Here is an 18,521-nt window from a genome sequence, read left to right as displayed (position 1 = left end):
AGATCTTCTTAATGATAGGGTAGTACCGTTCTTTGATGAACAGAAAGTATCATTGCTACGTGTTTTGACGGATCGTGGTACAGAGTATTGTGGCAGACCTGAAAATCACGCTTACCAGCTATATTTAGGGGTAGAAAATATTGATCATTCTCGAACCAAAGCTCGTTCTCCACAGACTAATGGCATATGTGAAAGGTTCCACAGAACTATGCAAGATGAATGTTACAATATTATCTTTAGAAAGAAAATTTACACCTCTTTGGCAGAACTTCAGTTAGACGTAGACCATTGGGTGCATTCTTACAATAGATCTAGACCGCATTCAGGTAAATATTGCTATGGTAAGACTCCTATGCAAACCTTTTTTGATAGTATGCATATTGCTTATCAGAAAAATATTGATAGCATTAAACAGGATGCTGATTTTGGTTTTGACTTTGTTAATTCTTCTGTCAGTTAATTCATGCTTGTCAGATTAAGTCTAGACTATTACACATCATGTTTGTTTACCGATGATTTCTGAAAATAAGGAAATTATCTATTCAATCAAAAGATCAATTCTCCCTTCTCCTGTTCCTATTATTCGAGTAACTACAAATGAGTGCAAAAGCTCAACAGGCGCTACATCTTCAAGGATTTTATACTTAAAAAAGGAAGGTCAGCTGCTATATCCCCTAGATGGAGGAGAAATTGAAATGATAAAGGCTGAACTTGGGAGTTACGCTTTTGCTGCTCAATATCAACAAAATCCTCTGCCACTTTCAAGTGGTATAATTAAGCAAGAATGGTTGAAACGCTATAGAAATTTTCCTGACAATCTCTCACATATAACTCAGAGCTGGGACACTGCTGTTTCAACAAACGATTCTAGCGGCTTTAGTGTCTGCACCACCTGGACAAAGGTGAATAATAAGTTTTATTTACTCGATGTGTACCGTGCAAAGCTTGAGTATCCAAAACTTAAAGAACAAGTTCTATCACTAGCTGCAAGATGGAAGCCACACGCAATTTTAATCGAAGCAAAAACAAGCGGTCAGCAATTGATTCAAGAGCTCAAGGCAATACCTATTATCGGGATAGTGCCACACGGTGGCAAACTTGCTCGATTCCACCAGATTGTTCCGATAATAGAATCTGGCAAGGTTTTTCTGCCACACCAAGCAGTATGGCTCAGCGATTTTGAGTATGAGATTTTAATGTTTCCAGAAACCCGCCACGACGATCAAGTAGATAGCGCTGTGCAATACCTTCAGTGGATGAGAGATAGTAGCTTCAGGGTTGCAGCTATACGAACATTGTGATCCAAGAGGCAATAATTTGCTACCCACAATTTCGATTATAAGCTCATTTAAAATAAATATTTATTTTCTAGTATAATATGTGATAGTTAGATATTTTACTCTAGTTTAAAGGTAAAGTTATGGCAAAAGGATATGAAACACTGAAAAAAGTATTGAATGTAATTAACAATAAGCAAGATTTTAATAAAGATAACATAATTGAGAAAATACAAGAAGAACTAGAGAGGCAGGATCAAGATTTACATAAAGAGTGGATTGATGAGAAATTCGATATAAATCATGAATTTACCTCAGATCATCCTAAATATTTAAAGTTTACGTTATCAAGGATAGCTGCTGAGGTAGGCTATGCAAATGTGTTGGATGCTCTAATATCATCAGGATCAAACATTAGCGATAAGAGTGGAAAAGGTTGGACTCCTGTATTAAATTTAGCAGCTAAACATGGCCATATAGGAACAGTAGAAGCTCTATTAAAGATCGAAGGAATTAAAATTGATGAAAGGAATGAACATGGGTTTACCCCATTACACAATGCTGTTCATAAAGATCACAAAGAGATAGTAGAGGTTTTACTCCAAGCAGGAGCAAATGTTGATGCGCAACATTTGTATAGAACTCCTTTACATTATGCTGTTTCTTATTGTCACAAAGAGACAGTAGATGTTTTACTCGAAAAAGGAGCAAATGTTAATGCAGTAAATACACATGGAATGACCCCTTTAGATTATGCCAAGGGTCAAAACGTAGAAGTTCTATTAAAGGCAGGAGGACGTTCTTTTGTGAAAGCATTTAATAAAGGGATTGCTACCGCTGTAAAAACTGCATTATTAGGCACTGCTATAGCAGTGGTTGCAGTTATAGCAGTAGCACTAGCAGTTGGTGGTGCTACATATATGATGTTAAAGCCCAGTACTAAAGTTGATGGAGTAGCAGTCTTAATGAATGGGCGTCAAGAAGCTGCTAGCACTAATAGGGTTACCTAGCGCGTATTCGACCTAGCTGCATAAACACTGATCATAGGAAATGACATTACAGGAGAACTGGAATAACGTAGAAGAGAGCGCTGACAACTTTCGTTTAGGCAAGATTATATCTTGAAAAAATTAAGCTTTAGTGCTACTAAATATTGTAACTTCTATGCTGAAACCTGACTATGAATATGGAAAAAATACGTAATGCTAAAATAAAATTACCAATATTTCTCGATTATCAATCTACTACTAAAGTAGATCCTCGTGTTTTAGAGGTGATGATACCTTATTTTGGTGAGTTTAGTAATGCACACTCTCGTAGCCATTCATTTGGTTGGACAGCTGAGGAAGCAGTAGAAAAAGCAAGGAAGCACATTGCTGATTTAGTGAATGCAGACAGCAAAGAAATCGTCTTTACCTCGGGTGCAACCGAATCAAATAACATGGCTATCAAAGGTGTTGCTCATTTTTATAAGAATAAGGGAAATCATATAATAACTGTCTGCACAGAGCATAAGTGCGTTTTAGATTCTTGTCGACATCTGGAAAATGAAGGCTTCAAAGTTACATATTTGTCCGTTAAGCAAAACGGAATTATAGATTTGTTGAAACTTGAGGAGGCAATCACTGATAAAACAATTCTGATTTCAGTGATGATGGCAAATAATGAGATCGGAGTAATGCAACCTGTCAAAGAAATTGGTGCAATATGTAGAAAGCATAATATATTTTTTCATACAGACGCTGCTCAAAGCTTTGGAAAAGTTCCAATAGACGTAAATGAAATGAACATTGATCTTATGAGCCTTTCTAGCCATAAAATTTATGGACCTATGGGAATAGGTGCATTATATGTCCGTAGAAAAAATCCTCGTGTTAGGTTGACACCACTAATTAGTGGTGGTGGACAGGAGAGAGGCATGCGCTCTGGAACAGTTCCTACTCCCCTTGCAGTTGGTTTTGGTGAAGCGACACGTATCGCTAAAGAAGAAATGGAAATAGAAGCAAGCAAATTAGAAGAGTTGAGAGATATTTTGTACAACAAAATAAAAGAGGCATTTCCTGATGTTGTTTTAAATGGTAACTACGAAAATAGGATTCCAGGTAACCTTAACTTAAGTTTTCCTTATGTTGAGGGTGAGTCTCTTATCATGGCAATCAAGGATTTAGCAGTAAGCTCTGGTTCTGCATGCACATCCGCATCTCTTGAACCTTCTTATGTCATAAGATCACTAAACAATGGACACGATCTTGAGCATTCATCAATTAGATTTGGCCTTGGCCGATTTACAACTAAAGATGAAGTTCTATACGCGGCAGATCTTGTTACTAAAAATGTTGGACGGCTAAGAGAGATGAGCCCACTTTTGGAAATGGTACAAGAGGGAATAGATTTAAGCACCGTAAAATGGGATTCTCATTGAAGAATAAGACGTTAGCCATTAGCAGAGTGATGGTTGTCTAAGCTCTTTCTATGGGTGAAATCGGAAACTTAGCTTTAAGTCCTTTGTAGATGTCACGGAACTAAGTAGCAATCCTATACATATTAAGCTCGCAGCAGTTGTGCTTCCGCCATAGGATAGAAATGGAAGTGGGTCACCTATTATAGGTAATAGGCCTATTGTCATTCCAATGTTTATAAAGAAATGAGCACCAAAAAAGGCGAAAACCCCGATAGATATTAACTTAGAAAAGTAATTTTTTGACCTGTAAGCAATGGAGAATATTATAGCAAGCAATGTGGTATAGAGTAAAATCAAAGCCATGCTGCCTAAGAACCCCCATTCCTCACTAAGTACCGCAAAAGCAAAATCTGTGCGTTTCTCTGGCAAAAATCCAAGTTGAGTTTGACTCCCATTAACAAACCCCTTACCAAACAAACCTCCTGAACCAATAGCTATTTGAGATTGCTGTGCATTATAACCTATTCCAAGTGGATCTACTGATGAATCCAAAAATGATAATATCCTTTGCTTGTGATAAGGGCGCAAAAAAGGCAAAATAGCTGGTATTGCGAAAATGCCAAGCGTTCCAAAAATTATTAAATGAGGTCTTTCCATTATTGCTGTGAATATAATTGATGCTCCTATAAACAATATTATTACAGCTGTTCCTAAATTAGGTTGCTTCAATACAAGGAATACAGGTAAGAAAATAATTATAAGTGGCTTAAATAAACTTTGAAATTTCATCATTTTATACACACTTTGTTTATTAAAATAACGAGCAAGTGCAAGTATTAAGCCCACTTTTACAAATTCTGATGGTTGTAAACTAATTGACCCAATTCTTATCCATCTCGTTGCACCCATTATATGCGAGCCAAAAAAATTTACTGCTAACAGCGCAATTACTGCTGCTATGTAAAAAAAATAAGCGTGCTTCAAATAAAAATCTAGCTCTATAAATGACATAGCTATAGCAAGCAAAAGGAAGAAAGAGAATATGACCAATTGGTGAATTGCAAATGGAGCCCACTTTCCTCCAGCAGAAGAATATTGAACAACAATGCCAACGCAAAACAGAGCTATTACGTTCATGACTAATAATAAGTGAATCTTCTTCAGCTTATCCACAGCGAAAACTTTACAGACTTTTAGATACAATAAAACATAAGAAAATCAAAAAGCAAATTTATTAATTACCAAACGAATTGGACTACTATATATCCCAGTTATTATCGTTAAAATTGCCATAAATAATAGACAAAAGAGCATAAGTAATGGTACCTCATTAAGTGTCATTTCAGTGTTTGATGCTGCGCTATTTTCAAAATACATTTTCTCTACCACCCTCCACATATATATTAGTGCAAGAAAAGAGCCAGCAGCAAAAACTGCAAGGGAAATCCATGCATGAGATTCAAGAATTGCTTGCATCATATACCACTTACTTACAAAGCCATTTGTCAAGGGTACACCGATTAATGCTAAACTAAGTAGAGTAAATGCGAGTGTTGTATAGGGCATTGACTTTTTTAGTCCTGACAAATTTTCTATCTTTGTCATACCAAATTTATAAGAAATACACCCCGCAACCATGAACAAAGACGTTTTTATCATGCTATGATTTACTATGTGAAGAACTGCTGAAAACAAACCTGATTTTGAATTTAAACCCAGCATTAAAAGTATATAGCCAATCTGACTGATACTGGAGTGAGCAAACAGTCTTTTTATATCTTTTTCGATTATTGCAGATATTGATCCAAATACAATAGCGCAAAGTGCGAGGATAATTATCACATTATGCAGTGGTAAGAAAAAATTTTGCTGAAAAACATTGTAAAAGATTCTGATAAAAACATATATCATCACTTTGGTTACTGTACCTGAAAAGAATACGCTAATGAAACTTGGTGCTTCACTATACGCATTAACTAGCCATTTACTGAGTGGAAACAGTGCCATTTTGATTGAGAGACCAACAAAAATGAATAATGTACCAAGTCTTATGATGTTATTATCGTATAATGGTACTATTCTTTCAGCCATGTCAGACATGTTGAGCGTTCCGGTCATAGAGTATAAAAGGCCGATGCCAAACAAGTAAAATGTTGCTCCTACAGTACCACTAATGAGGTATTCAAATGCTGCAACTAAAGCTTTCTTATCCCTTCCCATTGAAACTAAAACATAAGAAGAAAGAGATGAAATTTCTAAAAAGACATAAAGGTTGAATATATCGTTTGTTACTAAAATTCCGAGTAATCCACTCAAGCACAGTAAAAATAGAGAATAAAAACCAATGATTTTGTTTTTGCTAATCTCTTTTTCATTAATATGAAAGCTATAAAGCACACTAATCAGCGCTATAAAATTCACCAAAGTTAGAATCAAGGAGTTCAATATGTCGATTCTCAACTCTATTCCGTATGGAGGAGCCCAATCTCCAAGATAATAAGTTATAATTTCACCATTGTATGTTTTCACTAGCAACATTAATGAAATAAAGAAAGTAGCTGCCGTTGTAAAAAAAGAGATAAACCAGGACACCCTATGTTTCCTGGTAAGAAAGCAGAACATCGATGCAATTATTGGTATAATAACTTGTAGAATTGGTAATTGCATTAAACTGTTGTTAATACATCGTTAAAGTATTAGTATATATAATACTTTTTGTTTTAACACCTTTATGTTGTCTAAAATTTATAATGCAGTAACGAGCCTATTGCGGAGAGAAGGTGAACTTATAGGAAGGGACGAAAACGGAAATTCTTACTATGAATCAAGTAAAGGAAAAAGATGGGTAATATATGACAATGTTTCTGAGCCTACAACAATTCCTCCAGCATGGCATATATGGCTGCATTATACTGATAATGCAGTACCAGTGAATAATAACAAAAGAAAAATTCCTAATTTAACAGGTACAAAAGATGCATACTACCCAAACCAAAAGGTGAAAAATTACTATGAAAGCTGGAATCCTAATAACTAAAGATGCGAAGGTCAAATATACTTGAAATAACTGCTGGTTCATTTGTATTAATTTTTACTGTTTTTCTTATCTCCTTCGCTATTGATAAATTATCTTACATAAAGAAAAACTATAAGGATTGTTATAAAATACATGGCCTTTTTACTGATGCTAACGGTGTAGGAGTTGGTGATAGTGTCAAGATCTCTGGTGTGGAAGTCGGAAGCATAACTGGTGTATCACTCGACAAAGCTACCTACATAGCACGAATCGACATGTGTATAAGTAGGGATATAAAACTCCCAGTTGATAGCTCAGCCCTAATCACTAGCAGTGGAGTTGTTGGTAGTAAATTTGTTAATATATCACCTGGCGCAGATCCCAAATTAATTTCACACGGTGGTAAGATAGCACACACTCAAGCTGAAGTAAATATGGGCAGAATAATGGATAAAATTATTGGCATGTTTACAAAGTGAGAATAAGAACACATAAGCCAACTTGGCCTATGTACAATTAAGGGATTTTTCTATCAATAGCTTGAAGTTGTTCAGCGTTTGAATTATCAAGATTTCTGCTAGGTTTTACATTCCTAATAATCTCAACAAATGCTTGTACTTTCAGTATAGGAGTGTTTTTTCTTACGTACTTAGGGAAGTGTTAAATAAACTGTGTCAAACCGAGAAGTAAAAATAAAATAGAAACAAAAAATGGAGGTTTGACAATCAGTCAAGCAAACAGAACTACCGGTTTGGTAGACTATAAAGAATTAGAAACAAATATCTTATCGTCTATACGAGAAGGAAGACCATTGACGGAAAGAGATGGTGCATTAACACCGTTTGTAAAAAGGCTACTGGAAGCGATTCTGGAAGGTGAAATAAAAAATCACTTGTCGGCTAAAAGCGAAGAAAATAATCGAAGAAATTGAAGAAATTCAAAGACTTTACGGACAAGTGCAGGTTCATTTGAGTTATTGACACCAAGAGATAGGGAAGGAAGCTTTGAGCCACAAGTAGTCAGAAAAAGGCAAACAACCGAACTTGAAGCAAAGGTTTTAAGTACATATGCCAGTGGCATGGTATATAGAGATAGAGTCGCATGTAGAAGAGATATAAAATATCTGTAGCGGAGATATCAAGTATTACTGATAAATTATTGCCTGTAATAAATGAGTGGCGTAGTCGTCCACTGCAATCAGTGTATCCAATAGTGTTTATGTTTTTTTAAGGTCAAAGAAGACGGGCATTGCGTAAGTAAATATATGTAGAATATATTAGCAGAATGAAAGGAAAGAAGTTTTAGGCTTTTATATAGCAGAAAGTGAGGGAGCTAACTTTTGGCTAGGGATGTTAAATGACTTAAAAGAGAAAGGAGTAGAAGATATCCTGATTGTATGTGTAGATGGGCTAAAAAGCTTTCCTAAAGCAATAAACAGTGTATTTCCTAAAGCAGAAATACAACTATATATTGTACATCAGATAAGAAATTCACTGAAATATGCATCGAGCAAAGATGTTAAAATTTTCATGAATGATTTGAAAAAAATATACCGTGCAAGTAGAGAAATAGCCGAAAATTATTTGCTTGAGCTAGAGGAAAAATGGGGAGAAAAATATACTTTAGTTTTGGGAGAATAATTGGGAAAATTTGTCTAGTTATTTAAAATATTCTGGCCCTGTAAGAAAGTTAATTTATACCACAAATCCTATTGAGGGACTACATAGACAGATCAGAAAATTTACTAAAACCAAGGGCTCATTTACTAGCACAAATGCCTTGTATAAACAGGTATATTGTGCTATAAAGAAGGCAGGAGAGAAATGGACTATGCCTATACATGATTGGGCTTTAACTATCTCTCAACTTGATATCTTTTTTTTCTTGTAGGTTAAAAATTGAGTTGAATTAAAAATGCGGTTTGACACAGTTTATTTAACACTCCCTTTTTGAAAGTTACAGATCGCTAAAAATATTTAAACAACTAATTTTTATAACTTTGTACCAATAAAACTATTCCCACCTTAATTATAAAACAGTAACGTATAGAACTACAAACTTTTGTATATTAAGAAATTGTTTAAATTGTATACCTGGCTACTATGTCCCCTACTTCCAAGATAAAGTACCTTTCACTAAAAAATATTGAATTTAATTTTTGTAATCACTTAAGTCTAGTATTATTTTGTTAATGTATCGTTCATTTGCATCCTTGATGATAAATTTTATACCATTTTTATATCTTATAACTTCATCTACAGAAGGTACCTTACCAGCAATTGAAAGAACCAAACCACTAAGTGTGGCATAATGCTCTTCAGATTCACACAACTCTATTTTTAGATTTTCCTCTATATCCTTTATAAGGGCCCTTGCCGATATTTCAAACTTATTTTGAGATAATTCAGTAATGGTGTGTTCTGAATTTACCTCATTCTCGTTATCAATATTTGGTATCAATTCTTCTATAAGATCATTTATCGAAATTAAACCATCAGTTCCGCCATATTCATCCAGTACAATAGCTAAATATGACTTGGAAGATTTCATTTTAACAAAAAGATTTGTTGCTTTCATTGAGGCTGGGACAAATATTACATTTTTTATAATATTCCTCAGATTAAAATCTTTATTCTTATTGAAAATGATATCTTTTACGTAAAAAAAGCCTATTATGTTGTCAAAGTTATTCATATAAGTTGGTATCTTAGCATGGTAAGTGTTTTTCACCTTCTTTATTACCTCATCCTTGCTCGATTCAATGTCTACTGCACATATCTCCTTACGTGGAGTCATTATATCCATGATACTACAATCACGGAATTTTAATAGACTATTAAGTATGTCAAGACCTGACAGATCACCCATTAATGACTCAGTCGCACATTTTTTTAACACAGAAGTTTTGTTGAAGAGAAAGAGAAAAATTCTGTATGCTATTTTTTCTACTAAAGTTCTTTTCTTATTCAATTTATTCCCTTTAATGGTGAAAATATCTTTAGATAAGGTCTATCAAGAAAACTGTTATTAAATGTTTAATAATCATGTGAATAATGTCAAATTAATTTGTGAATTATTTGTTGACATAAAATACTAACAATTGATCAACAATTTTTTCAATGACATATACATAATTATATAACAATCCATGATAGTAAAGCTTTTTTCCATAAAAGAAAATTACTAACATTCTAGACATCTTACTTATACACATAAATCATAAATGAAAATCAATAGTATAGAGAAGTTATTAACATATTTATCCACAAGCTAAGTAATACTAATTTTTACTGAATTTTAAGTTAATAACAATTTATTGATAGAACTACTACTACTGTTATACTTTAGTTTAAATAAAAATTAGATAAAGTAGATTGAAAAGAAGTAAAGCAAAAATAGCAAGAATCATCAGCCAGAACGAGTCAGATGAAAAAGTTCCTATTTGGTTAATGCGTCAGGCTGGTAGGTCTCTTCCTGAGTATCGGAAGGCGGTGGAAAACATGAATAATTTCATGGAGATATGTTATAGCACAGATTTGGTGACAGAGTTAACGTTACAACCAATAAGAAGGTTCAATATGGATGCAGCGATAATTTTTTCTGATATTTTGATAATAGCTGACATTTTAGGCTGTAATGTAAATTTTATTCGAGGTGTGGGTCCAATAATAAGACCTATAGAAAGTGCTAAAGACTTGAAGAGTCTACAAGGAATTGAATCTAACACATTACCAATCCTAAATGCTATAAAAGAAGTAAGAAGCCAGTTGCCAGAAGAAAAATCGCTTATAGGCTTTGCTGGAGGGCCGTGGACGGTAGGTTCATACATCATAGAGGGTGGTGGTAGTAAAACTTTTTCCAAGGTGCTAAATTTCTGTCCATTGGCACTAGAGGAAATAATAAACAAAATAACGAAAGCGACAATTATTTATCTGATCAAACAGATAGAGTTTGGAGCAGATGTTATTCAGTTATTTGACAGCAATGCTGGTGTATTGAAGGAAAAACTGTTTGAAAGATACATCATCAAGCCAACAAAGGAAATTGTTTCAGCAATAAAGAATAAGTTTCCTGATTTTCCTATAATAGGTTTTCCACGCTCTGCTGGAAATCTTTATAAGGATTACTATGAGAAAACAGGCGTATCTGCAGTAAGTATAGATTATAATGTTCCAATAGAATGGGCGAAAGCAAATCTAAAGATTCCTCTGCAAGGGAACCTTAATCCTAGTCTTTTGGCCTACAATAAGGCAGAAGCAATTGAAGAAGCAAAGCGCATAATAGATTGTTTTAGAGGTTTACCTTTCATATTTAATCTTGGACATGGAGTGCTTCCTGATACTCCAGTTGAAAATATTGCTGCATTAGTGGACCTAGTAAGAAACTACTAAAACTCTTTTATGAAAAGCCTTTATGAGGGTGGTCAGCCAAATCGCTCTTACTTTAAGCGTTAGCACATTATTACAGTGCCAATTTACATTATTAAAACTCGCTATACAGGGATTTATTTGCCTTTTTCAATTTATTAAGCTTTTTAATATCTATATTTAAGAATACAAAAATACCAACCTTTATGTAAAATAATAAAATTTCTAGCTTTTTTGTTGTGTAGAGTTTATCATTTTTATTTAACTTTAGTGAGATTATGTCAGACCTTGCAAAGAGGATGTCTCTGATAAAACCGTCGCCTACAATTGCTGTGACCGATAAGGCAAACAGATTAAAAAGCGAAGGAAAGAAAATTTGCGTTTTAGCTGCGGGAGAGCCGGATTTTGACACTCCAGATCATATAAAAAAGGCAGCTATTCAATCGATAAATGAAGGCAAAACTAAATATACTGCTGTTGATGGAACGCATGAGCTTAAAGAGGCGATAATCAATAAGTTAAAAAGGGATAACAATCTAGAATATACACTGAACAAAATTTGTGTCGGCGCAGGCGCTAAGCAGGTGTTATTCAACTTATTTATGGCAACAATTGACCCTGGAGATGAGGTTATAATACCAGCTCCTTATTGGGTTTCGTATGTTGATATGGTAAATCTTTTTGGCGGACTGCCAGTTGTTGTAGAGTGCAAGCAAAACTTTAAGCTGACACCAGAATTACTGAAGAGCAAGATAACTAAGAAAACTAAATGGTTAATTCTTAATTCACCGAACAATCCAGCAGGAATTGTCTATACATATGATGAATTGAAAAGCATAGCGCAAGTATTGCTTGAATATCCACATGTAAATATTGTTACAGATGATATTTATGAGCACATAGTATACGATGAAAAGTTTTTTACCATTGCTCAGGTTGAGCAAAAGCTTTACGATAGGGTTTTTGTGGTCAATGGAGTATCAAAAGCCTATGCAATGACTGGCTGGAGAATAGGTTATATTGCAGGTAGGAGTGATATAGTAAAAGCTATTTCTACACTGCAGTCTCAAAGTACTTCTAACCCAAATTCAATAGCACAAGCAGCAGCAGTTGAAGCGTTAAACGGTGATCATAGTTTTTTGAAAGAAAGAACAAAAATCTTTAAGGATCGTAGAGATTTTGTAGTAAAAAAGCTAAATTCTGCTTCAGGATTGTCAGTATCTATTCCGCAGGGTGCATTCTATTTGTTTGTCTCATGTGAAGGTTTATTGGGTAAGAGTACGAAAAGTGATAAAGTAATAAATAGTGATCTTGATTTTGCCGAATATTTATTAGAAGATCATTTAGTTGCTGTTGTTCCAGGAATTGCATTTGGTCTGAAAAATTTTATCAGAATTTCTTATGCAACCTCTCAGGAACAATTAGAAATTGGATGTGATAGTATTACTAAAGCATGCGAAATGCTAAGTTAACTTTTTAATATTCCTATATATAATATTTCAGTAAGATAGAGTTGATTTATGGCTTGGGTGTATTTGCTATTAGCTGGTTTGGTTGAAATAATATGGACCACAGCACTGAAATATAGCAATGGCTTTACTCGTGTTATACCTGTAGTAATTATTTTAGTTAGCGGTTCTGTGAGTCTTTACTGGCTATCGTTAGCAATGAAGTCTATTCCTCTTGGAACATCTTATGCAGTTTGGACTGGTATAGGCTCTATAGGTGCAGCGATAATAGGAATAATGTTTTTTAATGACCCAGTAAATTTTGGGCGTTTATTTTCCCTTGCTTTGGTAGTGCTGGGTATCATAGGATTAAAAGTATTTTCCAATTAGGAAAAGTTAAGTACGTCTATTTTACCACCTCAGGAATTTCTACTAAAGTTGCTTTGGATTTTTCAGTTCTCGAAGAGGGCATTCCTATTGATTTAGAAAGTACCTTTCTAATGTTCAATATTTCATTTTTCTCATTTTGTTGAGTTAAGTTAATGTCGTTTATCTTATTCACTAAATCTTTTCCTTCCTTTAAAATTTTTAAATCGCTTTCGTTGATATGATGTTCATTTTTAAATTCTGCAACGATTTCTTTCTTCTTTGGATGAGTATTCAGAAATTCTAATATCTGGTGTTTAGCAACAGCTTGAATAAATTTCTTATCGTGAAATATTGAATTGTTATGTAATTCTTCTAGGATTTTATCATATTGTTTTGCTTCGTTTACAGTAAGTTTTATTATTTCTTCTGCACTACTTAAAAGTTTCCTGTATAACTTGTCGTATCTATTGCCTGTGTGTGCGGCAAATGTTTGTTCAATGTATTTTGTTATGTAGTTTTGTAGCGTATTGTCTATTGTATCTATGTTCATTCACTCACCTTGCTTTTATGTTATATTTTACACGCGAAAAGGTTAATATTAAGTTAACTTAGACGTCTCTAAAGCCAAGTTTTACTAAAAATTATATTATTTAAAATATAATTGTTATCACGAAATAAAAGCGTAAGTAAAATGAATTTTGTAACAAAACTAAAACTTATAGTAAAAAAAATAAAGCTTAAGATTAACAAGGGTAAAATTATAAAAATCCTTATCATCTGTGGTATAATTTTTTTCATATACCTTATCCATGAACCAGTTATAGATATGCTAAAAGGTCTCTTTTAAGAAAGATACTCGGATTAGAGTAGCTATTTACAAAAGTGTTGCTTCTTGCTGATAAAATACCTATAATTCTGTTTTTTAGGTAATTAGAATTGCAGAGAAACTTTTTCATATGGTTGCTAGCATCACTATTTTATACATACCAGTATATATTACGTGTAATTCCAAATATAATCGCGCCTGAATTAATAACGAAATTTAACATAAGTATTACAGATGTTGGTCAATTTGGTGGGCTATATTATATAGGCTATACGCTTGCTCACATACCTGTTGGTCTTGCCCTTGATAGATTTGGGCCAAAGTTTGTTTTGCCTGCATGTATTGTATTAACGTTTGCTGGGACATTACCACTAATATGCTTTGATGAGTGGCATTACTCAATACTTGGTAGAATAATTGTTGGAGTTGGGTCATCTGCTTCGGCAATTGGGCTCTTTAAAGTTGCAAGTATGTATTTCTCACAAGAAAAATCAGCAAGGATGGCTAGTTTATCTATAATAATAGGGTTACTGGGAGCTATTTATGGTGGATTACCTCTAGACTTTTTGCTCAATAAATTTGGTTGGAATTATGTTATATACACTTTCTCAGCATTTGGTTGTTTACTTGCTCTGCTATTGCTTTTAATAACGCCAAACAGTAACATAGAGGAGAGTAGAAATGACAACATACTTCAAGATTTAAAAACTGTACTTTTCAATAAACATATCATTCTAATCAGCTTTTTTGGGGGATTGATGGTTGGGCCACTAGAAGGTTTTGCTGATGGTTGGGCAAAAGCGTTCTTATGTGAAGCATATCAAATGACCGGAGATTTGGCATCTTCACTTTCCTCTCTCATGTTCATAGGCATAGGGGCTGGATCATTCTTTCTTGCTTATTTACTGGAGAAGTATCCAGACAAACATTACGAGGTGATTATTGCGTGTTCTTTTGCAATGATCGCTAGCTTTCTTTTGCTTTTTACACAAGTTGGCGGTTTATATATTGCATTACCTACACTTCTTGTTATCGGCTTTGCATCTGGGTATCAGGTAATTACTATTTACAAGGCAATAAGTTATGTAAACAATAACTTGGTAGGCTTGGCCACAGCTGTATCAAACATGATAGTTATGTTTTTTGGCTATTTTTTTCATACTGGAATTGCAAAAATAATAGACTTATGTTGGGATGGAACGGTAATACAAGGAAATCCTTTGTATGGTACTGATTTGCTGGTAAAAGCAATATCAATTATTCCTGTATGTCTGCTTTTGGCTGTTTTTGGATTTATGTGGTTAAGGAAAAGGTCTTATGACAATTGCTTCAGAAAGGATTTGTAACTCTGAAAATAATTTAAAGTCTTGTGATAATGAAGTTTATCTCTCTATAGAGAAGGAACTGCAGCGTCAAAGATCGCAGTTGCAATTGATTGCATCGGAGAATTTTGCAAGTAAAGCAGTGATGGAAGTACAGGGTTCTTTTCTGACTAATAAATATGCAGAAGGTTATCCTGGTAAAAGATATTACTGTGGCTGTGAGTATGTAGATGAAGTTGAAAATCTGGCTATAGAAAGGCTTTGTAAGCTATTTGGTGTTAAATTTGCAAATGTTCAACCTCATTCTGGTTCTCAGGCAAATCAAGCAGTGTTTGCTTCACTGCTTGCTCCGGGTGATACAATACTTGGATTGTCACTGAACTGCGGTGGACATTTAACTCATGGTGCAGCACCAAACCTTTCTGGTAAGTGGTTTAAGTCGATCCAGTATACAGTTAATAGAGACACTTACCTGCTTGATATGGATGAGGTGGAAAGGCTAGCGCTGGAGCATAAACCGAAGCTAATCATTGCTGGTGCTTCTGCTTATCCAAGAGAAATAGATTTCGAGCGCTTTCGCAAAATTGCGAATAAAGTTGGTGCATATCTGCTTGCAGATATTGCTCACTATTCAGGTCTTATTGCTGCAGGTTGTTACCCATCACCTGCCAAATATGCGCATGTTATAACTTCAACAACTCACAAGACTCTACGAGGTCCTCGTGGCGGAGTGGTAATGACAAATGATGAAGCGTTACATAAAAAAATTCAGTCTGCAGTTTTTCCAGGGTTGCAAGGTGGACCGCTTATGCATGTGATAGCTGCAAAAGCTGTTGCATTTAAGGAAGCATTAGCGCCAGAGTTTAAAACTTATAGTAAAAAAGTTTTGGAAAATGCGAAAGTGTTAGCTCAAGCGCTGCAAGGGCATGGGCTGAACATTATAACCGGTGGCACTGACTCTCATATAGTGCTAGTTGATTTAAGATCACGGAAATTGACTGGAAAAGACGTTGTGAATAGCCTTGAAAGAGCTGGCATTACCTGCAATAAAAACTCCGTGCCGTTTGACACAGAAAAACCAACCATTACTTCAGGGCTCCGTTTTGGTACCGCTGCTGAGACAACACGCGGACTTGAGAAAGAAGATTTTAGAGAAGTAGCTAATCTAATAAATGAAGTAATTCAGGGATTAATTGATGGAAATAGCCCTGATATTGAAAGAGCAGTAAAAAATAAAGTTGAAAGTATTTGTAGTAATTTTCCTATTTATTAATTTATTTGGCATTTAAGATCTCTTCATTTGTATACTTTGCTTTGGGTTAAACTATTATATAGTAACTTTATAGCTCTTTAATTTTATGATAAATGTACCTAGCATAGAGAGTTGTGATTTTCACAATAAAAATGTTCTACTCAGGGTCGACTTCAATGTTCCTATAAAAAATGAAAGAATTTGTGATACCACTCGTATTTTTAGAGCTCTACCTACCATTCAATATTTAGCAAATGCAGGTGCAAAAGTTATTATTATCTCACATTTTGGGCGTCCAAAAGCAAAAGACAGTAACCTATCGCTAAAAAACGTAGTTGAAACTTTATTGCGGCTGCTAAGCAAAGAAGTGAAATTTATTGATGATTGTATTGGTGAGAGAGTACAAAGAGCAATAAATGCGATGGATGGAGGAGATATAATATTACTAGAGAATCTGAGGTTTTATAAAGAAGAAGAGCAGAATGATTCAAATTTTGCTAAACAATTAGCATCTCTAGCAGATATATATATAAATGATGCGTTTTCTTGCTCTCACAGAGCTCACGCTTCTATTTCACGCATTACGGAATTTTTACCTTCTTATGCAGGATTTTGCTTGCAAGATGAGCTAAAGTATCTTGAGCAAGCTATATCGTTTGACGCTAAACCTATTACTGCGATAGTTGGTGGAGCTAAAATATCAACTAAAATAAAAATGCTTATAAAGCTAGCAGAAAAGGTTGATTACCTTATTCTGGGCGGCGCAATTGCTAATAATTTTTTGTTATTTAATAAAGTTAATATAGGCAAGTCTTTTTTTCAAAATGGCGTTGATGATCTTCTGCACGATATTGTTGAGACGGCAAATAAAAACAATTGCAAAATAGTTGTGCCAGAAGACGTTTTGGTTGCAGTAAATTCTGATTATAGCACTGGCGTTTTAAGAAAAACTGAATCCATTTTGGACGGTGATATAATTTTAGATATCGGACCTCAAACTTTAAGCACAATAAGCGGTATAATAGCAAGCAGTAAAACTCTGCTGTGGAACGGACCTATTGGTGTTTTTGAACATTCAGCTTTTGCAAATGGTACAGTAGAGGTGATGAGAGTAGTAAGTGATTTGACACACGAAGGAAAATTAACCAGTGTAATAGGGGGAGGAGATAGCCTATCTGCAGTAAATGCTGCAGGTCTTGCCGATAAAGATTTTACATATATTTCAACTGGTGGGGGAGCGTTTTTAAGTTGGCTAAGTGGTGATGAGATGCCAGGACTGCGATCAACATTAGATTAAAACTTTTTTAAGTTGTTGCTTATACCCTAGCTTCTTTATGAATATGATTATGTCGAAAATAGCTAAGTTAATCTTGTGCTTGATAATACCAGTAATAGGATTTGTTTTTTACATTAAGGAGCACTATCTTGATGGTACAAATTCACGAATTAGTTTTGAGCCGTTTTTCAAAACAGATTCTTCAGATCCAGACTATATTCCACCACTTCCGGAGCTGACTGATTTTGATAGAGGAGTATTAAGAGTTTGTGGAGATTGGGGAACACACCCTGATGAAGAAGATTTCAGATTTTACTTGATTGTCCGCAGCATCAAGAAGTGCTGAAAAGGATATACGATAAGCTCGATCATCAAGTGGCTACACCAAATGCAGGCTTGGGGTTATTTAAAGATGAATTGACTAAGATTTGGTTTACAAATAGCGGAGTTGAGAAAGAAACTATAGGATTTGGACATATTTTTTGTGGTGAACCAGATAGATTGGGACTTGGTGGTATGCATTTTGTAGGTAGATATGTTGAGGCTCAAGAAAATAAGTGGGCGGGTGCAATTTGGGGTAATAAATCTCTGTGCAATAAATTAGATATTAAGCCACCTGTTTACACGTTTGGAATGAAATACTTAGGTAAGGGTGGAGAAGTAAAAGTTAAGTGCCCAAATGGGTATGCACATAACCTTCATGCTGATGATATTTTAGTTTCTGCAACTAAGGCGTTTAAGGAATTGGGAAAAGATGGAATGTGTCTGTATAAAATGGAAGATGCCAATTATCAATCAGTGTTTGTGAGAAAGAATGACGCTATACTTACGTTCTATCCTGACTTAACACCAAAATGTAATGATAAAAGTACTAATTGTAGCTGTAGCAAGCCTTGATTAGCTGAAAAAAAGTAAACATTTTATGCGTATTATGTTAATTTAGTTATATTGTGGGCAATTTGTAAAG

At 34.5% G+C, this 18,521-nt stretch carries 15 protein-coding genes and 3 pseudogenes; 14 read left to right on the top strand and 4 right to left on the bottom strand.

What is annotated here, in order from left to right; all coding sequences use genetic code 11:
- From OUY_RS03460 to OUY_RS03445, 4 genes and pseudogenes are all read left to right on the top strand, one after another.
- A partial coding sequence (locus tag OUY_RS03460) for an integrase core domain-containing protein (RefSeq protein WP_139686700.1) occupies window positions 1-460 on the top strand: 460 nt, incomplete at its 5' end.
- A gap of 28 nt (window positions 461-488) precedes the next feature.
- Window positions 489-1,301, top strand: a pseudogene (terL, locus tag OUY_RS03455) (phage terminase large subunit); the annotation flags it as partial.
- A gap of 119 nt (window positions 1,302-1,420) precedes the next feature.
- Entirely contained in the window at window positions 1,421-2,287 is an 867-nt protein-coding gene (locus tag OUY_RS03450; protein ID WP_139686699.1) for an ankyrin repeat domain-containing protein, read from the top strand.
- Window positions 2,288-2,457: 170 nt separating this feature from the next.
- Window positions 2,458-3,699, top strand: a complete 1,242-nt coding sequence (locus tag OUY_RS03445) for an IscS subfamily cysteine desulfurase (RefSeq protein WP_139686698.1) — start codon at window positions 2,458-2,460, stop codon at window positions 3,697-3,699.
- A gap of 48 nt (window positions 3,700-3,747) precedes the next feature.
- On the opposite strand, the gene rodA is transcribed toward OUY_RS03445, so the two are convergent.
- Window positions 3,748-4,851 carry a rod shape-determining protein RodA gene (rodA, locus tag OUY_RS03440; protein ID WP_139686697.1) on the bottom strand — a complete coding sequence of 368 codons (1,104 nt, stop codon included), beginning with the start codon at window positions 4,849-4,851 and terminating at the stop codon, window positions 3,748-3,750.
- A gap of 45 nt (window positions 4,852-4,896) precedes the next feature.
- Window positions 4,897-6,345 carry a proton-conducting transporter transmembrane domain-containing protein gene (locus OUY_RS03435; protein WP_029237649.1) on the bottom strand — a complete coding sequence of 483 codons (1,449 nt, stop codon included), beginning with the start codon at window positions 6,343-6,345 and terminating at the stop codon, window positions 4,897-4,899.
- A gap of 64 nt (window positions 6,346-6,409) precedes the next feature.
- Between OUY_RS03435 and OUY_RS03430 the strand changes: the two genes are divergently transcribed.
- The 3 genes and pseudogenes from OUY_RS03430 (at window position 6,410) to OUY_RS03420 (ending at window position 8,606) form a co-directional block, all read left to right on the top strand.
- Window positions 6,410-6,715 (top strand): NADH-ubiquinone oxidoreductase subunit NDUFA12 family protein, encoded by a 306-nt coding sequence (locus OUY_RS03430; RefSeq protein ID WP_010404196.1) that lies wholly within the window; start codon window positions 6,410-6,412, stop codon window positions 6,713-6,715.
- Window positions 6,716-6,717: 2 nt separating this feature from the next.
- On the top strand, window positions 6,718-7,173 hold the full coding sequence (mlaD, locus tag OUY_RS03425) for an outer membrane lipid asymmetry maintenance protein MlaD (protein WP_139686696.1): 456 nt from the start codon (window positions 6,718-6,720) through the stop codon (window positions 7,171-7,173).
- Between the two features lie 245 nt (window positions 7,174-7,418).
- Window positions 7,419-8,606, top strand: a pseudogene (locus tag OUY_RS03420) (IS256 family transposase).
- Between the two features lie 239 nt (window positions 8,607-8,845).
- On the opposite strand, the gene OUY_RS03415 reads toward OUY_RS03420, so the two are convergent.
- Window positions 8,846-9,664 carry a transporter associated domain-containing protein gene (locus tag OUY_RS03415; RefSeq protein ID WP_010403535.1) on the bottom strand — a complete coding sequence of 273 codons (819 nt, stop codon included), beginning with the start codon at window positions 9,662-9,664 and terminating at the stop codon, window positions 8,846-8,848.
- Window positions 9,665-10,068: 404 nt separating this feature from the next.
- Between OUY_RS03415 and hemE the strand changes: the two genes are divergently transcribed.
- From hemE to OUY_RS03400, 3 genes are all read left to right on the top strand, one after another.
- Window positions 10,069-11,085 (top strand): uroporphyrinogen decarboxylase, encoded by a 1,017-nt coding sequence (gene hemE, locus OUY_RS03410; protein ID WP_139686695.1) that lies wholly within the window; start codon window positions 10,069-10,071, stop codon window positions 11,083-11,085.
- A 254-nt stretch (window positions 11,086-11,339) separates the two neighbouring features.
- The gene (locus tag OUY_RS03405) at window positions 11,340-12,533 is read left to right on the top strand and encodes a pyridoxal phosphate-dependent aminotransferase (protein WP_139686694.1); all 1,194 of its coding nucleotides are present in this window, start codon (window positions 11,340-11,342) and stop codon (window positions 12,531-12,533) included.
- Window positions 12,534-12,581: 48 nt separating this feature from the next.
- On the top strand, window positions 12,582-12,899 hold the full coding sequence (locus OUY_RS03400; protein ID WP_010403511.1) for a DMT family transporter: 318 nt from the start codon (window positions 12,582-12,584) through the stop codon (window positions 12,897-12,899).
- A gap of 16 nt (window positions 12,900-12,915) precedes the next feature.
- Here the strand turns inward: OUY_RS03400 and OUY_RS03395 are convergent, their stop codons facing one another.
- Window positions 12,916-13,428 (bottom strand): hypothetical protein, encoded by a 513-nt coding sequence (locus OUY_RS03395; RefSeq protein WP_139686693.1) that lies wholly within the window; start codon window positions 13,426-13,428, stop codon window positions 12,916-12,918.
- A gap of 386 nt (window positions 13,429-13,814) precedes the next feature.
- Here OUY_RS03395 and OUY_RS03390 point away from each other — a divergent pair, with 386 nt between their 5' ends.
- The 4 genes and pseudogenes from OUY_RS03390 to OUY_RS03375 all read left to right on the top strand — a co-directional run bounded on the left by OUY_RS03390 (window position 13,815) and on the right by OUY_RS03375 (window position 18,451).
- Window positions 13,815-15,050 carry an MFS transporter gene (locus tag OUY_RS03390; RefSeq protein WP_139686692.1) on the top strand — a complete coding sequence of 412 codons (1,236 nt, stop codon included), beginning with the start codon at window positions 13,815-13,817 and terminating at the stop codon, window positions 15,048-15,050.
- On the top strand, window positions 15,022-16,299 hold the full coding sequence (gene glyA, locus OUY_RS03385) for a serine hydroxymethyltransferase (RefSeq protein WP_139686691.1): 1,278 nt from the start codon (window positions 15,022-15,024) through the stop codon (window positions 16,297-16,299). Before OUY_RS03390 ends, glyA begins: the two co-directional genes overlap by 29 nt.
- 88 nt (window positions 16,300-16,387) lie before the next feature.
- Window positions 16,388-17,575: a phosphoglycerate kinase gene (locus OUY_RS03380; protein WP_179949526.1), complete on the top strand. Its 1,188-nt coding sequence runs from the start codon at window positions 16,388-16,390 to the stop codon at window positions 17,573-17,575.
- A 49-nt stretch (window positions 17,576-17,624) separates the two neighbouring features.
- A pseudogene (locus OUY_RS03375) lies at window positions 17,625-18,451 on the top strand (EndoU domain-containing protein).
- Window positions 18,452-18,521 lie beyond the last annotated feature (70 nt).

It is taken from the genome of Wolbachia endosymbiont of Leptopilina clavipes (genome assembly GCF_006334525.1).
GTDB lineage: Bacteria > Pseudomonadota > Alphaproteobacteria > Rickettsiales > Anaplasmataceae > Wolbachia.
The sequence above is the reverse complement of the archived record's forward strand: the minus strand, read 5'-3'. Positions and strand labels throughout refer to the sequence as shown.

What these genes read in the sequence shown, in the direction of transcription:
- OUY_RS03395 (WP_139686693.1), bottom strand. Translation starts at nt 13,428, where the DNA reads ATGAACATAGATACAATAGACAATACGCTACAAAACTACATAACAAAA.
- OUY_RS03445 (WP_139686698.1), top strand. Translation starts at nt 2,458, where the DNA reads ATGAATATGGAAAAAATACGTAATGCTAAAATAAAATTACCAATATTT.
- OUY_RS03430 (WP_010404196.1), top strand. Translation starts at nt 6,410, where the DNA reads ATGTTGTCTAAAATTTATAATGCAGTAACGAGCCTATTGCGGAGAGAA.
- OUY_RS03400 (WP_010403511.1), top strand. Translation starts at nt 12,582, where the DNA reads ATGGCTTGGGTGTATTTGCTATTAGCTGGTTTGGTTGAAATAATATGG.
- OUY_RS03405 (WP_139686694.1), top strand. Translation starts at nt 11,340, where the DNA reads ATGTCAGACCTTGCAAAGAGGATGTCTCTGATAAAACCGTCGCCTACA.
- OUY_RS03435 (WP_029237649.1), bottom strand. Translation starts at nt 6,345, where the DNA reads ATGCAATTACCAATTCTACAAGTTATTATACCAATAATTGCATCGATG.
- OUY_RS03450 (WP_139686699.1), top strand. Translation starts at nt 1,421, where the DNA reads ATGGCAAAAGGATATGAAACACTGAAAAAAGTATTGAATGTAATTAAC.
- mlaD (WP_139686696.1), top strand. Translation starts at nt 6,718, where the DNA reads ATGCGAAGGTCAAATATACTTGAAATAACTGCTGGTTCATTTGTATTA.
- glyA (WP_139686691.1), top strand. Translation starts at nt 15,022, where the DNA reads ATGACAATTGCTTCAGAAAGGATTTGTAACTCTGAAAATAATTTAAAG.